Here is a 20193-nt window from a genome sequence, read left to right on the forward strand (position 1 = left end):
ATCATCAGTCGGAAGAGGCGACCGGCGCAGTCGATGTCTTAAGTCCTGCCGCGGCAGGCGGCGGCGGCGGCAGCAGCTGCCGCACGATCGCATCGGCAATGCCGAAGGCGCGCCGGCCGGCCAGCGAATCCGCCAGCGCGACGTCCGCCATGTCGAGCATTTCCTGGCCGTTGCGGCTGTTGAAGACGCTGTCCTCGCCCGCCATCTCGCGCGAACTCTGGCGCATCTGGCGCAGCATCTGGGCAATGAAGAAGCCTTCGAACTTCTCCGCGGCCGCCTGGACCCTGGCCACGTAATCGGCGGAGGCGATGTCGTCGGCCGCCGCGCGGATCTGCGGCTGCGCCGGCGAGGGCGGGGCGCTGGACAAAGCGATGTCGAGGTTCGTGCGGGTCATGGCATCAGATCACGATCAGTTCGCCTTCGATGGCGCCGACCTGGTCGAGCGCCTGCAGGATGGCCATCAGGTCGTCCGGCGTCGCGCCCGTGCTGTTGACGGTGTCGATGATGGCCTGCAGCTCCACGCCCGCGGGCCACGCGAACATGCGGCCGGCATCCTGTTCGACGCTGACGTCGGACTGCGGCACGACCGTGGTTTCGCCGCGCCCGAACGGCGCCGGCTGGCTCACCCGCGGCGATTCCGAAATCACGACCTTCAGCGCGCCGTGCGAGATGGCGGCGGGACGCACCCGCACGCCTTCCGCGATCACCACGGTGCCGGTGCGCGAATTGAAGATGACGCGCGGCAAGGCATCGCCGACGTCCACCGTGATCGCCTCCAGGCTCGCCACGAAGGCGACGCGCTGGGTCGGATTGGCGGGCGCCTGCACTTCGACGCTGGTGGCGTTGCGCGTGCTCGCCACTTCGCCGTAGCGGCTGTTGATGGCCTGCACGATGTTGGTGGCGGTCTGGAAGCTGGGCAGCTTCAGGCTCAGCAGCACGGTCGGGCGCGTGTCGAAGTCGCTGTCGATCTCGCGCTCGATGGTGGCGCCGTTGGGAATGCGGCCCGAGGTCGGCGAGTTGACGGTGACGCTCGAACCGCTGGCGCCCTGTGCGGAGACGCCGCCGACGACCAGGTTGCCCTGCGCCAGCGCGTAGATCTCGCCGTCGGCCGCGCGCAGCGGCGTCAGCAGCAGCAGACCGCCGCGCAGGCTCTTGGCATCGCCCATCGACGACACCGTGATGTCGATCCGCTGTCCCTTGCGATAGCCGGGCGGAAACACCGCGCCGACCATCACGGTGGCGACGTTCTTGAGCCGCGGATTGTCGTCCTCGGGAATCTTCACGCCGAACTGCTTGAGCATGTTGGCGACCGACTGGCCGGCGAACTTCACCTGCGTGCCATCGCCCGTGCCCTGCAGGCCGACGACGAGTCCATAGCCGATCAACTGGTTTTCGCGCACGCCTTCGACGCTGACGAGCGAGCGCAGCGGCCTGGCGCTGCGGCCGCTGTCGGGCACCGCGTACGCCGGGATCGCGGCGAAGCCCAGGACCGTCAGCAGCGCAGTCGCGATGTGGCGTGTGTTCATGGCCATCGGAATCAGAAAGGCATCCAGGGACTGGTGAAGAAGCGCGTCAGCCAGCCGGGCGAGTTGGCGTCGTTGAGCGGACCGCGGCCGGAATAGGCGATGCGCGCATTGGCGATGCGCTGCGAGGACACGCGGTTGGCGCTGTCGATGTCCTGCGCGCGCACGTAGCCGGCCACGCGCACGAACTCCTCGCCCTGATTGAGATACAGGCTCTTCTCGCCGTGCACCCGCAGCAGCCCGTTCGGCAGCACTTCCTGCACGATCACGGTGATCGCTCCCTGCAGGGCGTTCTGTTGCGTGCTGGTCGTCGTGCCGGCGAACTTGCGCTGTCCCGAGACGCTGAAGTCGGAATCGAGCGCGTCGCCGCCCACCACCACCGGGTCGATGGCGATGCTGCTCTGCTTGCCGATGCTGGTGTCGGCGCTCTTGCGCGCCTGCGTCGTCTCCTGCAACACCACGGTGAGCACGTCGCCCGGCCGGAATGCGCGACTGTCGGTGACGAGCGTCCACGGCATCTGCGTCGTGAACACACCGCCCGCCTCGCCCTTCGGCATGGCGGCCACGGGTGGTGGCGGCGGCGGTTCGTCCGACGGCGGCCGCGGCGGGCGCATGATGCAGCCCGACAGCAGCAGCGCCGCCACGAAAACGCCCGCGCGTTGGCAACCGGTGTTCATCAGCGGACGGCTTGCGCCAGGTACTGCATCATGTTGTCGGCCGCGGACAGCACCTTGGTGTTCATCTCGTAGGTGCGCTGGGCCGCGATCATGTCGACCATCTCCTCGACCACCTGCACGTTCGATGCTTCGAGCGCGCCCTGCTTGAGCTTGCCGAAGGCATCCTCGCCAGGCACGCCTTCGGTCGGCACACCGCTGGCCACCGTTTCCTGGTAGAGGTTGTCGCCCAGCGCCAGCAGGCCGGATGGATTGACGAAGTTCGCCAGCGTGATCTGTCCGACCTGCACCGGCGCCTGCGAGCCGGGCACGGTCGCCGAAACGATGCCGTTCTCGCCGATGGTCACCGCGGTGGCTTCCGCCGGAATCGTCACGTCCGGCGTCAGCGGCAATCCCTGTGCATTGACGATGCGGCCGTCGGCATTCAATTGCAGCTGGCCGGCGCGCGTGTACGCGGTTTCGCCATTGCTCAGTTCGACCTGCAGGAAGCCTTGGCCGACGATGGCGACGTCGAGCGACTGTCCCGTGGTCTGCAGGCTGCCGTTCGTGAAGACCTTCTGGGTGCCGACGAGCCGCGTGCCGTTGCCGAGCTGCACGCCGGAGGGCGACACGGTGTTGTCGTCGTTCTGCGCGCCCGGCTGGCGCTCGACCTGGTAGAACAGGTCTTCGAACACGGCGCGGTCGCGCTTGAAGCCGACGGTGTTGACGTTGGCCAGGTTGTTGGCGATCGCCTGGAGCTTCGCGTCCTGGGCCTGAACGCCGGTCTTGCTGATCCACAGGGCGGGATTCATGGTCGTCTCCTGATGTACTGATGTCGTGCGGTGGCGGCGGCGGTGCGGATCATTCGCGGATCAGCCGGTTGCCGGCATCCGCCATGGCGTCCGCTGCGCGATAGAGCTTCATCTGGATCTCGAACTCGCGATTCAGATTCATGGTGGCGACCATTTCCTCGATCGCCGACACGTTGCTGCCTTCCAGGTGGCCGCTGCGCACCTGCACGGTGTCGTCCGCGGCCAGCGTCTCGCCGGAACGGGCCACGATGAGACCGGCGGAATTCTTCGTGACCGCATCGGCAGCGGGTCTGACCAGCTTCAGCCGGTCGAGCGCCTGCATCTGCGTCTGGCCGGCGGGCAGCACCGAGATCGTGCCGTCGGCGCCGATCCCGATGGCCGAGTGTTCCGGCAGCACGATCGGACCGCCGTCGCCCAGCACCGGCCGGCCGTTGAGCGTCAGCGCGCCATCGCGATCGACGGTGAAATTGCCGGCGCGCGTGTACGCCTCGCCATCGCCCCACTGCACGGCGAAGTAGCCCTGCCCGGCGATGGCCACGTCGAGTTCGCGGCCCGTCTGGCGCACCGCGCCTTCGCGCGCGGCGACGGCATTCGCTTCCAGGCGGCTCATGTGCCGCGTGTCGTAGCCGTAACCGGCGGTCACGGCTTCGCTGGTCGCCAGTTCCAGGTCGGCGCGAAAGCCGTTGGTCTCGATGTTGGCGAGATTGTTGGCGTGCAGCTGCTGGGCGCGCAGGGAGCGCTCGGCGCCGCTCATCAATGTGTAGATCAATGCATCCATGGCGGCCCGCTCACACCGCCTGCATCAGGGTCTGCATCATCTCGTTCTCGGCGGAGATGACCTTGGTGTTCGCCTGGTAGTTGCGCTGCGCGGACATGAGATTGACGAGCTGCGCCGTCATGTCGACGTTCGACTGCTCCAGCGCTCCCGGCGTGAGCCGGCCCGCCATGCCGCTGCCGGGCGCCGAGTACAGCGCCGCGCCGGATTCCGTCGAGGTGGTCCACGCGGTATCGCTGATCGGAACGAGCTGGCCTTCGGCCGGGAACGTCGCCAGCGCGATGGTGCCGATGCTCTGCTTCTGGCCGTTGCTGTACTGCGCCAGCACCGAACCGTCGGATGAAAGCTGCACGCCGAGGAACGTGCCGGAGGCGTAGCCGTTCGCCGCGTTGGTGCTGGTCGTGGCTTCACCGGCCGTCTGCGTGGTGCCGGCGTAGCTGATGGCGACCGTCAGCGGCGCTGCGCCCGGCGGCGTGCCGAACGCGATCGGCACGGCGCCGGCCGGCGCGACGAGCTGGCCGCTGGTGTCGAAGTCCAGCACCGTCGTGGCCGGCTGATCGACGCCGTCGAAGGTGTAGTGCACCGTCGCCTGGTTGACGCCGCTCTTGACGAAGTACTGCGTCACGCTGTGCTGCACGCCCAGCGAGTCGTACACCACGGAGACCAGCGAGCCGTTGAAGGACAGCGGATCGGTGCGGTCGAACGGCGTCACCGTCGGCGCCGTCCAGTCGGCGGACAGATTGCCGACGTAGTTCAGCGTCGTGCTGGCCTGTGCCGGAATCTGCCCGGTCGCGACCTGCAGGTCGCCCATGGCGCCGAGCGTGGTGGCGCCGGGCACGGCGGCATAGCCCTGCACGCGCCGGCCGAAGCTGTCGACCACGTAGCCGTTCGCATCGGTGGAGAAGATGCCGACGCGCGTGTAGACCTCGGCGCCGGTGGTGTCGCGCGTCACGAAGAAGCCGCGGCCCTGGATCGATGCGTCCATGCCGCGACCGGTGGTCAGCACGCCGCCGCCGATCTCGATGCTCTGCGTGAGCGAGGACACCTCGGTGCCGGTGGGCTGGGTGCCCGCATACATCGAAGCGAAATTGGCGCGGCTCGACTTGAAGCCGTAGGTACCCGAGTTCGCGATGTTGTTGCTGATGGTGTTCAGCTCGGTGTTGATCGCGTTGATGCCGGACAGGGCGATGTTGAAGCTCATGGAGGGGTCCTTGAAAAGTGTCTGATGACTGCGGGTGTCAGTTGGCGCGGCCGTTGAAGGCCGTGATCGCGGCGGGCGGGACCTGGCCGACGTTGGCCACGTCGAGCACCAGCCCGTCGGCCGCCGACATGCGCACGTTGCGCAGCGTGCCGGTGACTTCGACCACGGATTCCTCGCCGCTCGCCGCCTCGACGCGCACCGAGTAGGTTCCCGGCGCGAGGCCGAGCGCCTGCGGATCGATGCTGAACGCGACGTCGCCCGCGGCGCGCGTGCCGAAGGCGATGCGCTGCTGCCGGCCCGTCGGACTGCTGATGACCAGCGCCACGTCGGCGCTGCCGTCGGCCAGCGTGAAACGCCCTTCGATCGGCTCGGCGCCGACGACGATCTCGCCGGTGGCCACGGCGACCTGCGAACCGACCTGGCCGCCGAGGGCGATCACCTGCATGCTTTCGAGCATGGCGTTGCCGGCGCTGCCCTGCGCCGTCAGCGCCTGCAGCGCCTCCATCTGGCTCAGCTGCGTCATCTGGCTGACGAACTGGCTCGGGTCCTGCGGCTCCAGCGGATTCTGGTATTTGATCTGCGCCACGAGCAGCGTCGTGAACAGCTGCGACACTTCGCCGTTGCTGCTGACGCCGGCGCTCGCGCCCGCGCCCGCGCCCGCAGGATTGTTCTGCGTGTTCTGTGTACCGGGGATGGCCATGTGCTTACTCCTCTCCCATGCGCAGCAGCGACTGCTGCATCGATCTGACGCGGCTCATGACCTCGACGCTGGTCTCGAATGCGCGCGAGGCCGCCATCATGTCGGTCATCTCGGCCACCGGATTGACGTTCGGGTAGAACACCACGCCTTCCTCGTTGGCCAGCGGGTTGTCGGGCTCGAACGCCTTGCGCACCGGCTCGGTGCTCTGCACCACGTCCAGCACGCGGACCGACGCGCCGGCGATCTGTTCGCCGCTCAGCCCGTGGCGATCGGCGACGGCGGCGAACACCGGCTTGCGGGCGCGATACACGTCGGCCTCGCTGCCCGCGGCGGTATTGGCGTTGGCCAGGTTGCTCGCCACGGTGTTGAGCCGCACGCTCTGTGCATTCATCGCGGAGCCGGCGATGTCGGCAATGTTTCTGAACGACATGGGTGGTTATCCCTCGATGGCCTGCTTCAGGCCGCGCAGCTTCATGTTGATGAAGGTCAGGCTGGCCTGGAAATCCGAGGCGTTCTGCGAGAACGCCGCCTGCTCCACGCCCAGCTCGACGGTGTTGCCGTCCTGCGAGCGGTGATTGGGCACGCGATACAGCGGATCGGCGGAACCGGCGCCGAACGACGGTCCTGCTTCCGTTTCCTCCAGCGCCTGCTGCAGACTCGCGGCGAAGTCGATGTCGCGCGCCTGGTAGCCGGGCGTGCTTTCATTGGCAAGATTGGCGGCGAGCACCCGGGTGCGTTCGGCGCGTAACCTGAGCGCCTCGGCGTGAAGTCCCAATGCCTTGTCGAACTGGATGGCCATGCGTCTACCTTCGTCCGGAAAACCGAATTACCTGCCGCTCGTCGCACTGCTGGCGTGTGCGTGCGCCGCGCAGGCCGAATCACCTGCCGCCCTGCGCGACGCCGTGGAGCGGGCCGCGCGAATGCACCTCGTCGACCTCGCTGCAACGGCAGGCCTGCGCAAACCTTCAGTCGAAGTTGCGGCGTTGCCTCGCAATACAGTGGAACCCTGTACGCAGAATGCGAGGATCGACGCACTCGACACACGTTCTGTCACACGCATGCGTTTCACCGCGACCTGCGACGATGCCGGCGCTGCATGGAGCGCGGAGTTCATCGTGCGCGGCTCCGTGACGGCCGACGTCGTCGTCGCCGCCGCGGACGTGCGCGCCGGCAGCATCATCGACGCCGCCGCGCTCGCCATCGAACGGCGCGAACTGGCGAACGTCGCCGACGCGCTCTCCGATCCCGCCGCCATCGAGGGCAAGTCCAGCCGGCGCGCATTGCGGCGCGGGCAGGTGGTGAGCCGGCGCTGGCTGATCGAGCCCATGCTGGTGAAGCGCGGCGCTGACGTGAACATCGTGGCGCGCAATACCGGCGTCGAAGTGCACGTGGCCGGCGAAGCGCTCGGCAACGGCCGGCGCGACGACGTCGTGACGGTGCGCAACAAGACCAACGGCAACACCCTGCGCGCACGGGTCATCGGCGACAACACGGTCGAACCGGTGGATGCGCCCACGTCACCGCCCTCCCGCTGAGGGCAGGCCGATCTCGCGCACCTGCCGCGCGACGCGTTCGATCTTCTGCGCGTACTGCGGATCGGTGGCATAGCCGCCCTGCGCCAGCCCGCGGGCGAAGGCGCCGGCATCGCCGCCGGCGTTCAGCACGGCGCCATACCCCGGCGTGCGCAGCAGCAGCTGCGCATAGTCGTCGAAGGCATCGCTGCGGTCGGCGTAGCGGCGGAAGTTTTCGTTGCGGCGGACGGCAACGCCCTCTTCCACTTCCGTCGTCAGGACGCTGGCGACGTCGCCCTGCCAGCGGGCGCCCGCCTTCAGGCCGAACAGGTTGTGCGTGAGACTGCCGTCGCCGGCGCGCAGCAGACGCTGGCCCCAGCCCGATTCGAGCGCCGCATGCGCCGTCACCAGTTCCGCATCCACGCCCAGCCGCTCGGCCGCCTGCCGCGCCCACGGCGCGATGGCGGCGATGAATTCCTCCTGCTGCGCACGATCGGCCGCGGGCGCGCTGCCGCTCTGCAATTGCGTGCGGTGCGCATGGCCTTCGGCGCTCAGCGAGAGCGCACCGGACACGCCCGACCCGCCGGCGATGAAGCCGGTCACGTCGCGGCGGACGTCGTTGAAGAACGCCTGGAAGCTGCGCGCACCGCCGGCCGCCGCATCGCCCAGCGGCAGCGCGATCCGCGCGGTTTCCTGCGCGAGCGTCGCGGCGACGCGCGCGGCAGCGAAATCAGGCCGGAGCATAGGTGTCCGGCTCCGCATGCAGCACCCGCTGCATGATGTCGTGCTGATCCATGAGCAGCCGGCAGTTGCGCAGGTTGAGATCCTTGCAGTCCCTGACCGCGGTCTCCAGCGCGCTCCAGCACGTATCGAAGGCGGAGCGCGACGCGCCCTGCAGCCGCTGCGCGACCGTGCGCATCGCGATGCGGCCGCCGCGCGGCACGAGCAGCGCGGCCAGCGCCGCACGTTCGGCGCGGCGCTGCTCGAGCGTCGCGGCGAGCGCGGTGATGCGCGCGCCGATGTCGCAGATGTCCGCGCTGCGATGCTCCAGCGCCGCGAGGAACTGCGCCTCCAGCAACTCGCGCAGATCCCGGTAGTCGTGCAGGTCGGCGCGCATGCCCGCGAAGATCCGGCTGAATGCCTCGCGCTGCTTCACTGGCCACCGCTGCGGTGATACGACTCGATCAGCACGGCCAGCCGGCGCGCATCGAACGGCAGTTCGCCCTTCGCCAGCGCGTCGCGCAATGCCGCCACCCGGGCATGATCGATGTCCGGCAGTTCGTCGAGCGCGGCGATCGCCGGCTGCAGCACGGCGGACTGCAGCGCTTCGCCGCCGGCGGCGGATGCCGTCGCGCCTGCGGCCGGGGTGTCGGCGCGGGTGACTTCAGCCACCGCGGCCGGTGCGGCGACTTCAGCGCCGGCGATGCCTGGAACGATTCTCATACGGGTGCCTCGCGATCTGGTTTGCATGACGTCACCGCCCGCCGGGCGTCACCTGGCTGCGCAGCGCATCCAGCGCTTCGTAGTCCGGCAGGCTGGTGTCGGCGCCGTCGATCAGCGGCTGCGTCTCGCCCGGCGCGCCGAACATCGCGCTGATGCTGCGCGCCTGGCCGCGCGTCAGGATCAGCAGTTCGATGCGACGATTCTCGTGCGCCGCCGTGTCCCCGCGGTTGAGCGGCGCGCTGTCGGCGAGTCCCACCACCTGCAGCACGCTGCGCGACGGCATGCCGCCGGCGAGCAGGTGCGTGCGCGCCGCCATGGCGCGCGCGCTGGACAACTGCCAGTTCGACATGCCGTCGGGTCCGCGCTCCGCGTACTGCAGCGAATCGGTGTGGCCGGAAATCACCATCTGGTTCTCGATCTGATCGAACAGCGGCCCGAGCCTGTGCAGCAGGCTGACGAAGGCGTCGGACGGCACGGCGCTGCCGCGCCGGAACATGCCGCGCCGGTCCGTGTCGTGCAGCAGCACGCGCAGGCCGTAGGGCGTGATCAATGAATGCACGTTGGCGCTCAGGCCCGCGCTTTCGCTGATGCGATCGAGCACGTCGACCAGTTCCATCATGTCGGCGCGCGTTTCGTAGAGCGTCTTCGACAGGCGGATTCCCTGCCCCGGTCCCGCCGGGTCGCTGTCGCCGCTGGCGAGACTGCGGCGCGCGACCTGATCGCCGCGGCTGGGCATGGGCTCGCGCGAAATCAGGCTGCCGCGCGGTCCGCCCATGCTGTCCATCAGGCGGCCGCGGCCCTCGTCGATGAGACTCCCCGGCGTCTTGAGCAATTCCTGCAGGCGTTCCTGTTCGCGGGTCGCGAGCAGCCACAGCACCAGGAACAGCGCGAGCAGCGCCAGGCAGAAGTCGGCGAACGCGACTTTCCAGGCGCTGCCGCCATGACCGTCGGCGCCGTGCTTGCGCACCACGCGTCGGATCACGATTTCGCCGGCCTTGTCCGGCCGGCCAGCTTTGTCAGGCGCGCTGGGCACGCAGATCTCCCGAGCGCCGCTGCTGCGGCCGGTCCGTCGCACGACGCTGCGGCGTTTCCGGCGCCGCGTCGGCGTTCTCCAGTTCGTTGATCCAGCCTTCCAGGCGCGCGAAGCTCGGCCGGATGTTGAGCTGCACCAGGCGCCGGCCGGTGTCGATGGCGAGCAGCGCCGGCTTGCCGGCCACCTGCGACACCAGCACCACCTTGACCGACTCGAGCGTCTTGCGCTCCTCGTCCACCAGCTGCCGCATCATGTTGCTGAGCGGATCGAGGATGCCGTAGCAGAAGAAGATGCCGATGAAGGTGCCGACCATCGCGGCCGCCACCGCCACCGCGACGTCGCCGGAATCGGCGCCATCGGCCACCGTGCGCATCGCCATGACGATGCCGAGCACGGCCGCCAGGATGCCGAAGCCCGGCATGGCCTCGCCGACCTTGGCGAGCGAGCGCGCCGGCTGCGACAGTTCCTCGAACACCGATTCGATCTCCTGCTCCAGCACGCCTTCGAGTTCGTGCGCGCTGATCTTGCCCATGGCCATGAGACGGAAGTTGTCGACGATGAAGTGCAGCAGCTTCGGTTCTTCGAGGATCAGCGGATAGCGCTTGAACAGTTCGCTCTCGTGCGGCGCCTCCACGTGCGCGTCGAGCGCCTTCAGGCCGCCGGCAGCCAGCTGCAGCAGTTCGTACATGAGCAGCAGCAGCTGGCGCTGGAATTCCTGCGTGGCGGTCTTGCGCCGCATGACGCCGCGGATCTGCAGCCACATCTCGGCCAGCACGTGGCGCGGATTGCCGAGCACGATCGCGCCGACGCCGGCGCCGATGATGATGATGAGTTCGACCGGCTGCCAGATGACGGCCAGCTCGCCGCCGTGCAGCGCGAAGCCGCCGAACACGCATCCGAAAATGATTGCGAAACCCAGTACTGACTGCATGACCTTGTCGCTCTCGCTTCAGCCGCTATCCGCCACTCGCCATCCACTTGCCGCCGTCGTCGGCCATCGTCTCGCGCATCTTCCTCAGCGCCGCCTTGTTGATCTGGCACACGCGGGCTTCGGTCAGCTCCAGCACGGCCGCGATCTCCTTCAGGCTCAGGTCGAACTCGTAGTACAGCTGCACGACGCGCTGTTCGCGTGCGTCCAGCCGCTGCAGCGCCTGTTCGATGCTGCGCCGGGTCAGCAGCTGCGTCTCCGGCGAACCGCCGCCGTCGCTGCGGCCGTCCATCTCGTGCAGCAGTTCGTCGAAGTTCGCCAGCGACTCCGCGTTCTGCGCCAGTTCGTAGTCGCGATACGCCGCGGCGGAAAGGCCCAGCGCCTGCTGGATCTCCGCAACGCTGGGCTCGCGGCCCAGCCGGCGCGTGAGATCGCGAATGCCATCGCGCGTGCGATGGCTTTCCTGGCGCACCGCGCGCGGCCGCCAGTCCTGGCGCCGCAGTTCGTCCAGGATCGCGCCGCGCACGCGCAACGCCGCATACGAGCCGAACTTCTCGTCGGGCGGCCAGTAGCGCCGCAACGCATCGAGCAGGCCGACCAGCCCGACCTGCTGCATGTCGTCGCGGTCCATGGCGCCGCCCGCCTGCGACAGCAGCTGCCGGACCACGCGCTTCACCAGCGGCACGTACGCCAGCAGGTAGCGCTGCTCCTCGGCGACGTTGTGCGGCACGCAGGCCGCGTAGTCCGCTTCGGCGTACACCGCGCTCATGATCACTCGATGATGAGCTTGCCGATCATCGCTTCCGCAAACGGCATGCCCGCCGGATCGTCCGCATACGTCTGCTGGTACGCCTGGTTGATCCTGCCGGTCAGCTCCTCGACGCTCAGGTGGCTCGCCGTCTCCATCGTCAGCTGCGACAGCTCCTTCACGGTCACGCTGCGCAGCAGCGGCAGGTGATCGCGCGTGACGCGCTCCGATTCGGTCGGCGTCATGAACACCAGGTCGAGCGCCAGGTAGTGCGAGACCGGTTCGCCGGCCTTGTTACGCAGCATCACGATCACTTTTTCGAGGCTGACGTACTTGAAGGCGCGCGTATCGGTGACCGTCTTCGGCGCGGCTTCCGGCGGCGCGCCCGCGGGCGGCGCGCCCCGGTTCTTCAGCATCCACCAGGTGGTGGCGCCGCCGGCGCTGACGCTGAACAGCCCGACCAGGGCCACGACGATGATGAGTCTGGATGTCTTCATGAGATTACCCGGCGGAAACGTCCGCATTCAGGGCGAAGGCGGAGCCGCGCTCCGCACCGCCCGATTCGTTCAATGCCCGCCCCGGCGCCTCGTCGCGCCACGGCGTGTGCGCACGCTGCCGCTGCCGTCCGTCCGCATCGCGCGAGGCATCGGACACCTGCACCGAGACATCGCCCTGCTGGCGCTGCACCAGATCCTGGCGCAGCGTCTCGCCGATGGCGTGCAGCTGGCGCGCCACGTCGCTGTTGCTGGCCCGCATCTGCACGTGCAGGCTGCCGGCCTCCTGGCGGATGATGATTTCGATCGTGCCCATCGATGGCGGATCGAGGCGCACGACGGCGTGTTCGCTGCGCTGGCCGATCTGCACCTGCAGGCGCTCGCCCAGCAGCGCCGCGAGCGGCTGGCGCACGACGGGAGCGGCCGCTTCGGTCGCGCCCGCCGCGTCGCCGGCAAACACGGCCAGCGTCGCCGCCGCGCCCGCGTACGAGTGCGATGCGAGCTGCAGCAGAACGCTGTCCTGCGCGGTGTCGCCGCGACCGGTCGTCGTCATCGGCTGCAGCGCGGCCAGCGGGATCGCCGCGCCCGGCGCTGCGCTGCCCGGTGCGCTCATCGATACCGCCGGCAGTCCGGCACCGGCCACGGGCCGCGCATGCTCTTTCATCGTCATCGCGTCGATCGTCATCGCCGCGGCGCCGTCGAATCGCACGAGCGGTGCGGCCAGCGGCATCGGCGGCAGGACGATCGCCAGGTCCGCCGACGCTTCCTCCACCGGCTGCCCGACAGGTTCGTCGCCCGCCCATGAAGACACGGGCGCGCCCGTCGCAGGCGCTCCGGAGGCGAACGGCGCTGCGTCCGTCGCGACCGCCGGCAGTTCGGGCGCCAGTTCCGCGCCGCGCAGCAGGGCGCCGAATCCAGCAACCGGCGCGACGTCCATTGCCGTGTCAACGGCGATGGCGGGCGCCGCAGCAGGACCCGCTGCGAACAAGGCGCGGCCGCCGGCCGGCGGCGTGATGTTCAGCAGTGGATTCGTCATGTCGGCACCTCGTCCAGTTCGTCACTCATGGCGTACGCCATCCAGCCGTCCCTGCGCGAGCGCATCTGCGCCAGCAATCCGTCCAGCCGCGCCGCTTCGCGCTCGCACTGCTCGCGCGCGGCGGCGTGCGCCCGGCGCAATGCGTCGAGCGCCGCGTGTTCCTGCAGCAGCCACGGTCGCTGCGAAGCGGCGCGCAGCAGCTCCGCCGCTTCGCGATCGAGCGCGGCCACGGCGCGCCAGTCGCCGTCGGCGGTCGCGCGCGCCAGCCGCTGCGCCAGTCTCGACAGTTGCTGCTGCCTATCCATGCCGCTGCTGCATGCCCTGCCAGCCGCTGCGCAGCGTCGTCAGCAGGCCCGTGACCTCGTCGATCAGCGCCGGGTCCATGCGAAAGCCCGCTTCCTGCAGCCGGTGCGCGCAGTACTCGTAGAGCCGCGCCAGGTTCGCCACCAGTTCGCCGCCCGCATCGAAATCGAGCGCGCTGGACAGGCCGTTGAGCATGTCGACGCAGCGATCGAGGCTGCGCGCCTTGAGTTCGAAGCGTCTGCCGACGATGTGCGCGCGTGCGCGGGCCAGCTCTTCGAGCAGGCCATCGGTGAGGATCAGCACCAGTTGCACCGGTGAGGCCTGCGCGGCCTGCGAGCCGAGGCTCACGGAGTGATAGCTGAGATACGCTTCCTGATTCACGGCCTTCCCGCTTCGATCAACTTGAAGTACTCATGGTCGAGAACAGTCCCGCGGTCTGGCCCATCTGCGACTGCAGGGCCTGCAACTGCGTGAACTGTTTGAGATAGCGCTCGTAGACGTTGTCGTACTGCGCATCCAGGCGCGTCTGACGTTCGGTCAGGCGCTTCTGGATGATTTCCACCGACGACTGGCGGCCGGCGATCTGCCCCGAGCCGCTCTTCAGCCAGGCATCGAAGTACCGGTCGAGCGTGCCGATGAGGCCGGTGGGCTGCGTCAGGCTCGCCTTGCCGAACAGGTCTTCGAGCGCCGTCGGATTGGCGGCCAGCGTCTTGTCGAGCCGGGTCTTGTCCAGGCTCAGGCTGCCCGTGCGCGTCGCCGTGACGCCCAGTTCCGCCAGCGTCAGTCCGCCGAATTCCTGGCGGATGATGCTGTTGAGACGCGAGCGCAGCGCACGCACGCCGGCGTCGGTGGCGAACGCGCCTGCGGCCGTGGCGCCGTCCTTGCTCACCTTGGTGAGATTGTCGAGCGAGGTCTTCAGCGTGTTGTACGCGTCGATGAATTTCTGGACGTTGGCCGCGGTGGCCGTGCTGTCGGCCGTGACCGCCAGCGTGACCGGCGACTCGGCCGGCTGCATGGCGCGCGTGAAGGTGACGCTGACGCCTTCGATGGCCGTGAACGTGTTCGACGCCTGCTGCAGCCGGATGCCGCCCTGCCCGCCGAGCCACACGACGGCGTCCCGCGCGGCGACCAGTTCCTGGCCGCCGTCGAACGCATCCTTCAATGCGCCGGCCGGCAGCGCGCTGGTATCGAGCGTGATCTCGCTGCCGGCGCCGGTGCTGGCGGCCGACAGCAGCAGCCTGGTTTCGCCGCCCACCGTCATGAGCGAGGCCGTGACCTTGCCGCCGTTGTCTTCGGCCTGATTGATGGCGCGCGCGATCTCGGCCTGCGAGATCGAGCCATCGCCGTCCGAATCCGCCGCGACCAGATTGACGCTGAAGCTGGAGCCGTCGCCGAGCTGCACGGTGATCGGTCCGCCGAGCGCCACCGGCACCGCCGGCAGATCCTCGAACACGACCTGATGCGCCTGCGCGAGCTGCTCGACGTGGAATGAATACGTGCCGGCCTGCGCGCCGGACGACGCCGTCGCCGTGCCGATGCCGCTGGCGCTGAACTGCGCGCCGAACTGCCGCATGCCGCTGCTGCCGGAGGTGAGGCCGGAAACGGCCGAGTCGAAGGCCGACAGCGCCGATCGCAGGGTTGTCAGACCCGTGGCCGTGCGCTGTGCCGCCGCCTTGCTCGCGGCGATCTGGTCCTGCGAAGACTGTACATAAGCCGTCGCCAGCTGCGAGGCGATCGTTACGGGGTCGAAATCAGGCATGGCGCCCTCCTGTTCGAGGCAAAGAGAGATCTGCCTCTGTAAGGGCGACCGGAATCGCGGCCGGCTGAAATCGATCGGTGGATGACAGGCGCGCGTTCACTTGCGCCCCCTCAACCAGACCTGCGCGGCCAGTTCGTCCTGCCGCTTCTGCTCGCGTGCGTTCTGGAAGCGCTGCACGCCGCGACGCTGGCGCACCAGCACCTGGTCCAGCGCCTCGTGGCGTTGCGCCGCGACCGTCATGAGCCGCTGCGTGGTCTGCATCTGCGCTTCATGCAGCGACAGATCGAGACGATGCGCGTCGGCCATCTTCATCACGGCCTGCTTGTAGCCGCCGACGTTCAGCGACAGCGTCGGCGACAGCGCCTGCGCGCCGCTCTGGCCACTGCTCTCGCACAACTGTTCCAGCCGCGCGAGATTGTCGAGATAGCGCTGGCGCACGATGCGTTTGTCCGCCATCTCGGCGCTCAGGCGCTCGACCTCGCGCTCGCGCAGATCGACCAGCCGGCCCAGGCGTTGCAGCTTGCGATGCCCGCTCATGCCATCAGCTCCTCGAGCGCCGTCACCGTGGCGTCGAGCGGCGCGGCCTCGCGCGTGCCCTGGTGGAGGAAGGCTTCGATGCGCGGAAACAGTTCGACGGCGCGGTCCGTCGCCGGATCGGCGCCGGCCACATAGGCGCCCAGCGGCAGCAGCTCGCGCACCTGCTCGTGGCGTGCGGCCAGCGCCTTCAGTTTGCGCGCGGCCCGCTGGTGTGCCGGACTCGTCACCAGCGCCATGCAGCGGCTGATGGACTGCGCGATGTCGATCGCCGGATAGTGGCCGCGCTCGGCCAGCTCGCGCGTCAGCACGATGTGGCCATCGAGGATGGCGCGCGCCGTGTCGACGACGGGATCCTGCTGATCGTCGCCCTCGGCCAGCACGGTGTAGATCGCGCTCATGCTGCCGTGCGGGTGTTCGCCATTGCCGGCCGTTTCGACCAGCTGCGGCATCAGGCTGAACACCGACGGCGGATAACCGCGGGTCGCCGGCGGTTCGCCGAGCGCCAGCGCGACCTCGCGCCGCGCCATCGCGTAGCGGGTCAGCGAATCCAGCAGCAGCAGCACGTCCCGGCCCTGGTCGCGGAAATGCACGGCGATCGAATGACACAGCTCGGTCGCGCGCAGGCGCATCAGGGGCGATTCGTCCGCCGGCGCGATCACGACCACGGCGCGCTGCAAGCCGGCCTCGCCGAGCGACATGTCGATGAACTCGCGCACCTCGCGGCTGCGTTCGCCGATCAGCCCGACCACGACGACATCGGCGATCGTCTGGCGCGTGATCAGTCCCAGCAGCACGCTCTTGCCGACGCCGCTGCCGGCCATCAGTCCGACGCGCTGTCCCTTGCCGAGCGTGAGCATGCCGTTGATGGCGCGCACGCCGACGTCGAGCGGCTCGTGCACCGGCCGCTTCTTCAGCGGGTTGACGCGGGGCGGCTGCGGATCGAGCACGTGCTCGCCGCCGAGCCGGCCGCGGCCATCGACCGCCTCGCCCAGTCCATTGACGATGCGCCCGAGCCACGACGGGCCGATGCGCAGTGCCTCGCGTTCCTGCTGCGGCAGCACGCGCGCGCCCGTGGCGAGGCCTTCGGGTTTCTTGAACGGCATCAGATAGGAGACGTCGCCGCGAAAGCCCACGACCTGCGCGTCGATCCACTCGCCGTGACCGGTCTCGACACTGCAGCGCTGGCCGGTGCGCAGCGTGCAGCCCACGCTTTCCAGCAACAGGCCGGACGCGCCGACCAGCCGGCCGGTCGGCGTGGCGACCGGCACCGAATCGATCTCCAGGCGGCGCAGCAGATCGCTGATCACGCCGCGTTCTCCATCGGCGCAGCGGCGACGCCGGCTTCGCCTTCTTCGGGCAGCAGCTGCGCCGTGATCTGTTCCATGCAGGCGCCAAGCCGCTGGCGGCAGCCCGCATCGGCTTCGTGGCTGCCCGACCGGACACGGCACTCGCCCGGCTCCAGGCGCGCATCGGCCAGCAGGTTCCAGCGCGCGGCGCGCGAGTGATCGATCTCCTGGATGCGCTGCAGATCGGCTTCGTTGAGATACACCTCGATGACGCTGTCCGGCGCGACCGGCATGGTGGCCAGCGTTTCGTCGACCAGCGCGAGCAGCTGCGCCGGCTGCAGCGCCAGTTCGCAGCGGATCACCTGGCGCGCGACCTTCGCGACCAGGTCCACCACTTCGCGGCGCAGCGCGGTCTGGTAGTCGGCCTGCAGCCGCTCCAGGTTCGAGAACAGCGAATCGATCGGCGCGGCCAGCGTGTCGAAGTGCGCCCGCACTTCGCGGCGGCCCGCATCGACGCCTTCGCGACGGCCTTCCTCGATGCCGAGCGTCGCGCCTTCCGCGCGGCCCTCGCGCAGGCCGCTCTCGTGTCCTTCGCGATAGCCGCGTTCCACGCCCTGCTGGAATCCATCGGCCAGCGAGGCGTGCACGCGCGGCGACAGGTGCAGCGGCACGCCCTGGCGCCAGGCGGCGGTGCCGACCAGCTCGGCGAGCGGCATGAACCGGTGTGTGCGCCAGGACTTCATTCGATCACCGCCTCGTCAAAGAGCTGTACTTCGATCTCGCCGCTGTCGGCGAGCGCCTTCACCTGCGCCATGATTTCCTGCCGCGTCTGTTCGATGCGGCTGCGCGGCACCGGGCCGGCGCGGCGGATCATGTCCTCGAACGCCTGCGCCTGCCGGCGCGGCATGGTCCGCAGAATGACCTCGCGCAACTGCGGCTCGGCGCCCTTGAGCGCGACCGCCCATTGATCGAGCGCGACGGACTCGATGATCCGCAGCAGCGTCGCCTCGGTCTGGCGCGACAGGATGAAGAAGTCGTACATGCGCCGTTCGATCTCATCCATGACCGCGGCATCCTGGGCGCGCAGCGTCTCGACCATCCGCGCGCGGTCGCGCGGCACGCGGTTGAGGATCTCGGCCACCTGGCGCATGCCCTCGACGCTGGCGCTCTGCAGCCCGAGGCTTTCCAGGCAGCGGTCGACCAGTTCGTCCAGTTCCTGCAGCAGCTCGCGATCGATCTCGCTCAGCCGCGCCATGTTCAGCAGCACCACCTCGCGGCCCTCGACCGGCAGCGCCGCGACGACGTCGCCGGCCAGCGCCGGCGGCAGGAACGCGAGGAACACGGTCTGCATCCGCACGTGTTCGTGGCCGATGCGCTCGGCGAGCCATTTCGCCGACGCCCACTGCAGCCGCGCCATCTTCGGCCGGATCGCATCGCCGTAGATGTTGTTCAGCACGCTGTTGGCGATGTCGCTGCCGAGCGCGAGATCCAGCGAGCGCTTCAGGTACGAACGCGACGCGCCGTGCACGCCGCTCTGTTCGCGATAGTCATCGAAGAAGTTCTGCAGCGAATGCTTGACCGATTCCACCTTGATGCCGCTGATGCGCGACATCACCTGCGTCACTTCCAGCAGTTCCTCGCGCGACAGGCAGCGCAGCACCGCCGCCGCGGGCGCTTCGCCCATGCTCAGCAGGACGATCGCGGCCCGCTCCAGCGGCGAGGCGAAACCGGCGGGGACGACGGCGTTATTCGGATCGGACATTCTTCTGCACCCATTGCTTGACCACTTCGGCCACGCGTTCCGGTTCCTTCTCCGCGAGCACCTTCAGGTGATCGACCATGACGTCGACCGGCGATCCGGGCGGCGGCAGGTCGTAGTCTTCGAGCAGCGGGCCGACGGGCATCGGCTGGCGCGACTGTGCGAGCTGCGCCGCCTCCGGCGCCGCGCCGCCCGGCAGGGCGGCCGCGGCCACGGCCGGTTCCATGACGGTGGCTTCCACGGGCGTGGGTTGCGGCGCCGGCAGCGCCAGGCGCTGCTGCGCCAGCTTCATCATCGGACGCAGCACCAAGAAGAACGCCAGCAGCGCCGTCAGCGCATACAGAATCCAGCGGCTGAAATCGACGACGTTGTCGCGCTGCTGCCACCACGGCTGCAGTTGCGGCGGCGTGGGGAAGGCCAGCGTGGAGACGACGAGCGTGTCGCCGCGCGCGGCATCGATGCCCAGTCCGCTGCGCAGGATGCGTTCCACGTCCGCGAGCTGCGCCGCGCTCCACGAGGCCGCGCCGCCGGGCGCCGCCGCGCTGTTCAGCACGACGGCCACGTTCAATTTGCGCAGGCGGCTGCGGCTGCGCTGGATCTGCATGATGCTGCGGTCGTAGGCGTACTGCCGCGTCGAGGCATTCTTCTGTGCGCTGCTGGCCGCATCGCCGTTCTCCGCGGCCTGCGCCGCGGCCACCGCCACCGGGCGGTTGCTCAGCGAGCCGGGCACGCCCAGCGCCAGCGGATCGCGGTCCAGTTCCTCGCGCAGCGCTTCGCTGGTGACCTTCGGCGCGTCGCCGTAGCGTTCGTGCGTTTCCCTGACGCGGTCGTTGTCGACGTCCGCGGTGATGCTGACGCGCAGGTTCTCCTCGCCGAGCACCGGCGCCAGCAGATCGCGAACGTTGCGGCGCGTGGCTTCTTCGAAATGACGGGCGGCGTCGTTGCCCTGCCCGGCTTCGTAACCCTCGCTCAGATCGACGCGCGCCGAGAGCAGGTGTCCCGCCTGGTCGACCAGGGTCACCCGCGTCGGATCGAGGCCCGCGGTGCTGCCCGCCACCATGTTCACGATGGCGGCGATCTGTTCGTCTTCGAGCCGCCGTCCGGGCTTGAGCGTGAGCACCACCGAGGCGGAACTCTTCTCGCCGCCCGTGACGACGAACGACGAAGTGCGCGCCACGGAGACGTGCACGCGCGCCGTGTCGACCGCTTCCAGCGACATGATGCTCTGCGCGAGTTCGCCTTCGAGACCGCGCCGGAAACGCACGTCCTGCACGAACTGGCTGACGCCGAGCGGATCGTTGCCGTCCATCAGTTCCAGGCCGGCGGGAAGTTTCGCGACCACGCCTTTCGCGGCGAGCAGCATGCGCACTTCGCCGAGCCGGCTTTCCGGCACGAGCACCTGCCCGCTGTCCGGATGCACCCGGTAGCCGATGCCGGCGCCGTCGAGCACCGCCATCATGTCCGACGCCGACACGCGCTCGCGCGCGCCGAACAGCGGCTTGTACGACGCCTGTTCGCGCCACATGAACATCAGCACCAGCACGGTGATGCCCACCGCCAGCAGCGCGATGGGCAGCAGGCTGCGCAGAATGCCGGGGCCCGGGGCGACGGGCAGCACCGCCGCATCGGCGGGGCGCAGCCGCGCCAGCAATGATTTGAACATCGCAGACAAGTGCGTGACTCCAGTCGCGG

At 69.1% G+C, this 20193-nt stretch carries 26 protein-coding genes; 1 reads left to right on the forward strand and 25 read right to left on the reverse strand.

Annotated elements, in window-relative coordinates:
* Positions 1–4: 4 nt before the first annotated feature.
* From V7D81_RS01030 to flgB, 9 genes are read right to left on the reverse strand one after another with little or no spacing between them, the layout of a single operon-like run.
* A complete protein-coding gene (locus V7D81_RS01030; protein WP_324313897.1) occupies positions 5–394 on the reverse strand; it encodes a rod-binding protein in 390 nt (129 codons plus the stop codon).
* A gap of 4 nt (positions 395–398) precedes the next feature.
* Positions 399–1526: a flagellar basal body P-ring protein FlgI gene (locus V7D81_RS01035; protein ID WP_324313898.1), complete on the reverse strand. Its 1128-nt coding sequence runs from the start codon at positions 1524–1526 to the stop codon at positions 399–401.
* An 11-nt stretch (positions 1527–1537) separates the two neighbouring features.
* Positions 1538–2200 (reverse strand): flagellar basal body L-ring protein FlgH, encoded by a 663-nt coding sequence (gene flgH, locus V7D81_RS01040; protein ID WP_324313899.1) that lies wholly within the window; start codon positions 2198–2200, stop codon positions 1538–1540.
* Positions 2200–2988 carry a flagellar basal-body rod protein FlgG gene (flgG, locus tag V7D81_RS01045; protein ID WP_324313900.1) on the reverse strand — a complete coding sequence of 263 codons (789 nt, stop codon included), beginning with the start codon at positions 2986–2988 and terminating at the stop codon, positions 2200–2202. The genes flgH and flgG overlap by 1 nt, the downstream gene beginning before the upstream one ends.
* A gap of 49 nt (positions 2989–3037) precedes the next feature.
* The gene (locus V7D81_RS01050) at positions 3038–3766 is read right to left on the reverse strand and encodes a flagellar basal body rod protein FlgF (RefSeq protein WP_324313901.1); all 729 of its coding nucleotides are present in this window, start codon (positions 3764–3766) and stop codon (positions 3038–3040) included.
* A 10-nt stretch (positions 3767–3776) separates the two neighbouring features.
* The gene (locus V7D81_RS01055) at positions 3777–4964 is read right to left on the reverse strand and encodes a flagellar hook protein FlgE (protein WP_324313903.1); all 1188 of its coding nucleotides are present in this window, start codon (positions 4962–4964) and stop codon (positions 3777–3779) included.
* A 37-nt stretch (positions 4965–5001) separates the two neighbouring features.
* A complete protein-coding gene (locus V7D81_RS01060) occupies positions 5002–5664 on the reverse strand; it encodes a flagellar hook capping FlgD N-terminal domain-containing protein (protein WP_324313905.1) in 663 nt (220 codons plus the stop codon).
* 4 nt (positions 5665–5668) lie between these two features.
* Positions 5669–6094, reverse strand: coding sequence for a flagellar basal body rod protein FlgC (flgC, locus tag V7D81_RS01065; RefSeq protein ID WP_324313907.1), 426 nt, complete (start codon positions 6092–6094; stop codon positions 5669–5671).
* A gap of 6 nt (positions 6095–6100) precedes the next feature.
* Positions 6101–6463, reverse strand: coding sequence for a flagellar basal body rod protein FlgB (gene flgB / locus V7D81_RS01070; RefSeq protein ID WP_324313909.1), 363 nt, complete (start codon positions 6461–6463; stop codon positions 6101–6103).
* On the opposite strand from flgB, the gene flgA reads away from it, so the two are divergent.
* Positions 6462–7199, forward strand: coding sequence for a flagellar basal body P-ring formation chaperone FlgA (gene flgA, locus V7D81_RS01075; RefSeq protein ID WP_324313910.1), 738 nt, complete (start codon positions 6462–6464; stop codon positions 7197–7199). The two genes, flgB and flgA, sit on opposite strands and share 2 nt — an antisense overlap.
* Here flgA and V7D81_RS01080 read toward each other — a convergent pair.
* The 16 genes from V7D81_RS01080 to fliF all read right to left on the reverse strand — a co-directional run bounded on the left by V7D81_RS01080 (position 7182) and on the right by fliF (position 20164).
* The gene (locus V7D81_RS01080) at positions 7182–7919 is read right to left on the reverse strand and encodes a glucosaminidase domain-containing protein (RefSeq protein WP_324313911.1); all 738 of its coding nucleotides are present in this window, start codon (positions 7917–7919) and stop codon (positions 7182–7184) included. The two genes, flgA and V7D81_RS01080, sit on opposite strands and share 18 nt — an antisense overlap.
* Complete coding sequence (gene flgN / locus V7D81_RS01085; protein WP_324313912.1) at positions 7906–8331, reverse strand: flagellar export chaperone FlgN; 426 nt, start codon at positions 8329–8331, stop codon at positions 7906–7908. Before flgN ends, V7D81_RS01080 begins: the two co-directional genes overlap by 14 nt.
* Positions 8328–8618 (reverse strand): flagellar biosynthesis anti-sigma factor FlgM, encoded by a 291-nt coding sequence (gene flgM, locus V7D81_RS01090; RefSeq protein ID WP_324313913.1) that lies wholly within the window; start codon positions 8616–8618, stop codon positions 8328–8330. The genes flgN and flgM overlap by 4 nt, the downstream gene beginning before the upstream one ends.
* 31 nt (positions 8619–8649) lie before the next feature.
* Positions 8650–9651: a flagellar motor protein MotB gene (locus V7D81_RS01095; RefSeq protein ID WP_324313914.1), complete on the reverse strand. Its 1002-nt coding sequence runs from the start codon at positions 9649–9651 to the stop codon at positions 8650–8652.
* Complete coding sequence (motA, locus tag V7D81_RS01100) at positions 9635–10582, reverse strand: flagellar motor stator protein MotA (protein WP_324313915.1); 948 nt, start codon at positions 10580–10582, stop codon at positions 9635–9637. Before motA ends, V7D81_RS01095 begins: the two co-directional genes overlap by 17 nt.
* A 25-nt stretch (positions 10583–10607) precedes the next feature.
* Positions 10608–11348, reverse strand: coding sequence for a FliA/WhiG family RNA polymerase sigma factor (locus V7D81_RS01105; protein ID WP_324313917.1), 741 nt, complete (start codon positions 11346–11348; stop codon positions 10608–10610).
* Between the two features lie 2 nt (positions 11349–11350).
* Positions 11351–11824 (reverse strand): flagellar basal body-associated FliL family protein, encoded by a 474-nt coding sequence (locus V7D81_RS01110; RefSeq protein ID WP_324313918.1) that lies wholly within the window; start codon positions 11822–11824, stop codon positions 11351–11353.
* A gap of 4 nt (positions 11825–11828) precedes the next feature.
* Entirely contained in the window at positions 11829–12857 is a 1029-nt protein-coding gene (locus V7D81_RS01115; RefSeq protein ID WP_324313919.1) for a flagellar hook-length control protein FliK, read from the reverse strand.
* Entirely contained in the window at positions 12854–13162 is a 309-nt protein-coding gene (locus V7D81_RS01120; protein WP_324313921.1) for a hypothetical protein, read from the reverse strand. The genes V7D81_RS01115 and V7D81_RS01120 overlap by 4 nt, the downstream gene beginning before the upstream one ends.
* Positions 13155–13541 carry a flagellar export chaperone FliS gene (gene fliS, locus V7D81_RS01125; RefSeq protein ID WP_324313923.1) on the reverse strand — a complete coding sequence of 129 codons (387 nt, stop codon included), beginning with the start codon at positions 13539–13541 and terminating at the stop codon, positions 13155–13157. Before fliS ends, V7D81_RS01120 begins: the two co-directional genes overlap by 8 nt.
* A 16-nt stretch (positions 13542–13557) precedes the next feature.
* Positions 13558–14919 (reverse strand): flagellar filament capping protein FliD, encoded by a 1362-nt coding sequence (gene fliD / locus V7D81_RS01130; protein ID WP_324313926.1) that lies wholly within the window; start codon positions 14917–14919, stop codon positions 13558–13560.
* Between the two features lie 96 nt (positions 14920–15015).
* A complete protein-coding gene (locus tag V7D81_RS01135; protein WP_324313927.1) occupies positions 15016–15456 on the reverse strand; it encodes a flagellar FliJ family protein in 441 nt (146 codons plus the stop codon).
* Positions 15453–16763, reverse strand: coding sequence for a flagellar protein export ATPase FliI (gene fliI / locus V7D81_RS01140; RefSeq protein ID WP_324313929.1), 1311 nt, complete (start codon positions 16761–16763; stop codon positions 15453–15455). The genes V7D81_RS01135 and fliI overlap by 4 nt, the downstream gene beginning before the upstream one ends.
* On the reverse strand, positions 16760–17485 hold the full coding sequence (fliH, locus tag V7D81_RS01145) for a flagellar assembly protein FliH (RefSeq protein ID WP_324313930.1): 726 nt from the start codon (positions 17483–17485) through the stop codon (positions 16760–16762). Before fliH ends, fliI begins: the two co-directional genes overlap by 4 nt.
* Positions 17482–18504 carry a FliG C-terminal domain-containing protein gene (locus V7D81_RS01150; protein ID WP_324313931.1) on the reverse strand — a complete coding sequence of 341 codons (1023 nt, stop codon included), beginning with the start codon at positions 18502–18504 and terminating at the stop codon, positions 17482–17484. The genes fliH and V7D81_RS01150 overlap by 4 nt, the downstream gene beginning before the upstream one ends.
* On the reverse strand, positions 18488–20164 hold the full coding sequence (gene fliF, locus V7D81_RS01155; protein WP_324314020.1) for a flagellar basal-body MS-ring/collar protein FliF: 1677 nt from the start codon (positions 20162–20164) through the stop codon (positions 18488–18490). Before fliF ends, V7D81_RS01150 begins: the two co-directional genes overlap by 17 nt.
* Positions 20165–20193: the final 29 nt, after the last annotated feature.

This window comes from Povalibacter sp. (assembly GCF_036735925.1).
In the GTDB taxonomy this organism is placed as follows: domain Bacteria; phylum Pseudomonadota; class Gammaproteobacteria; order Steroidobacterales; family Steroidobacteraceae; genus Steroidobacter.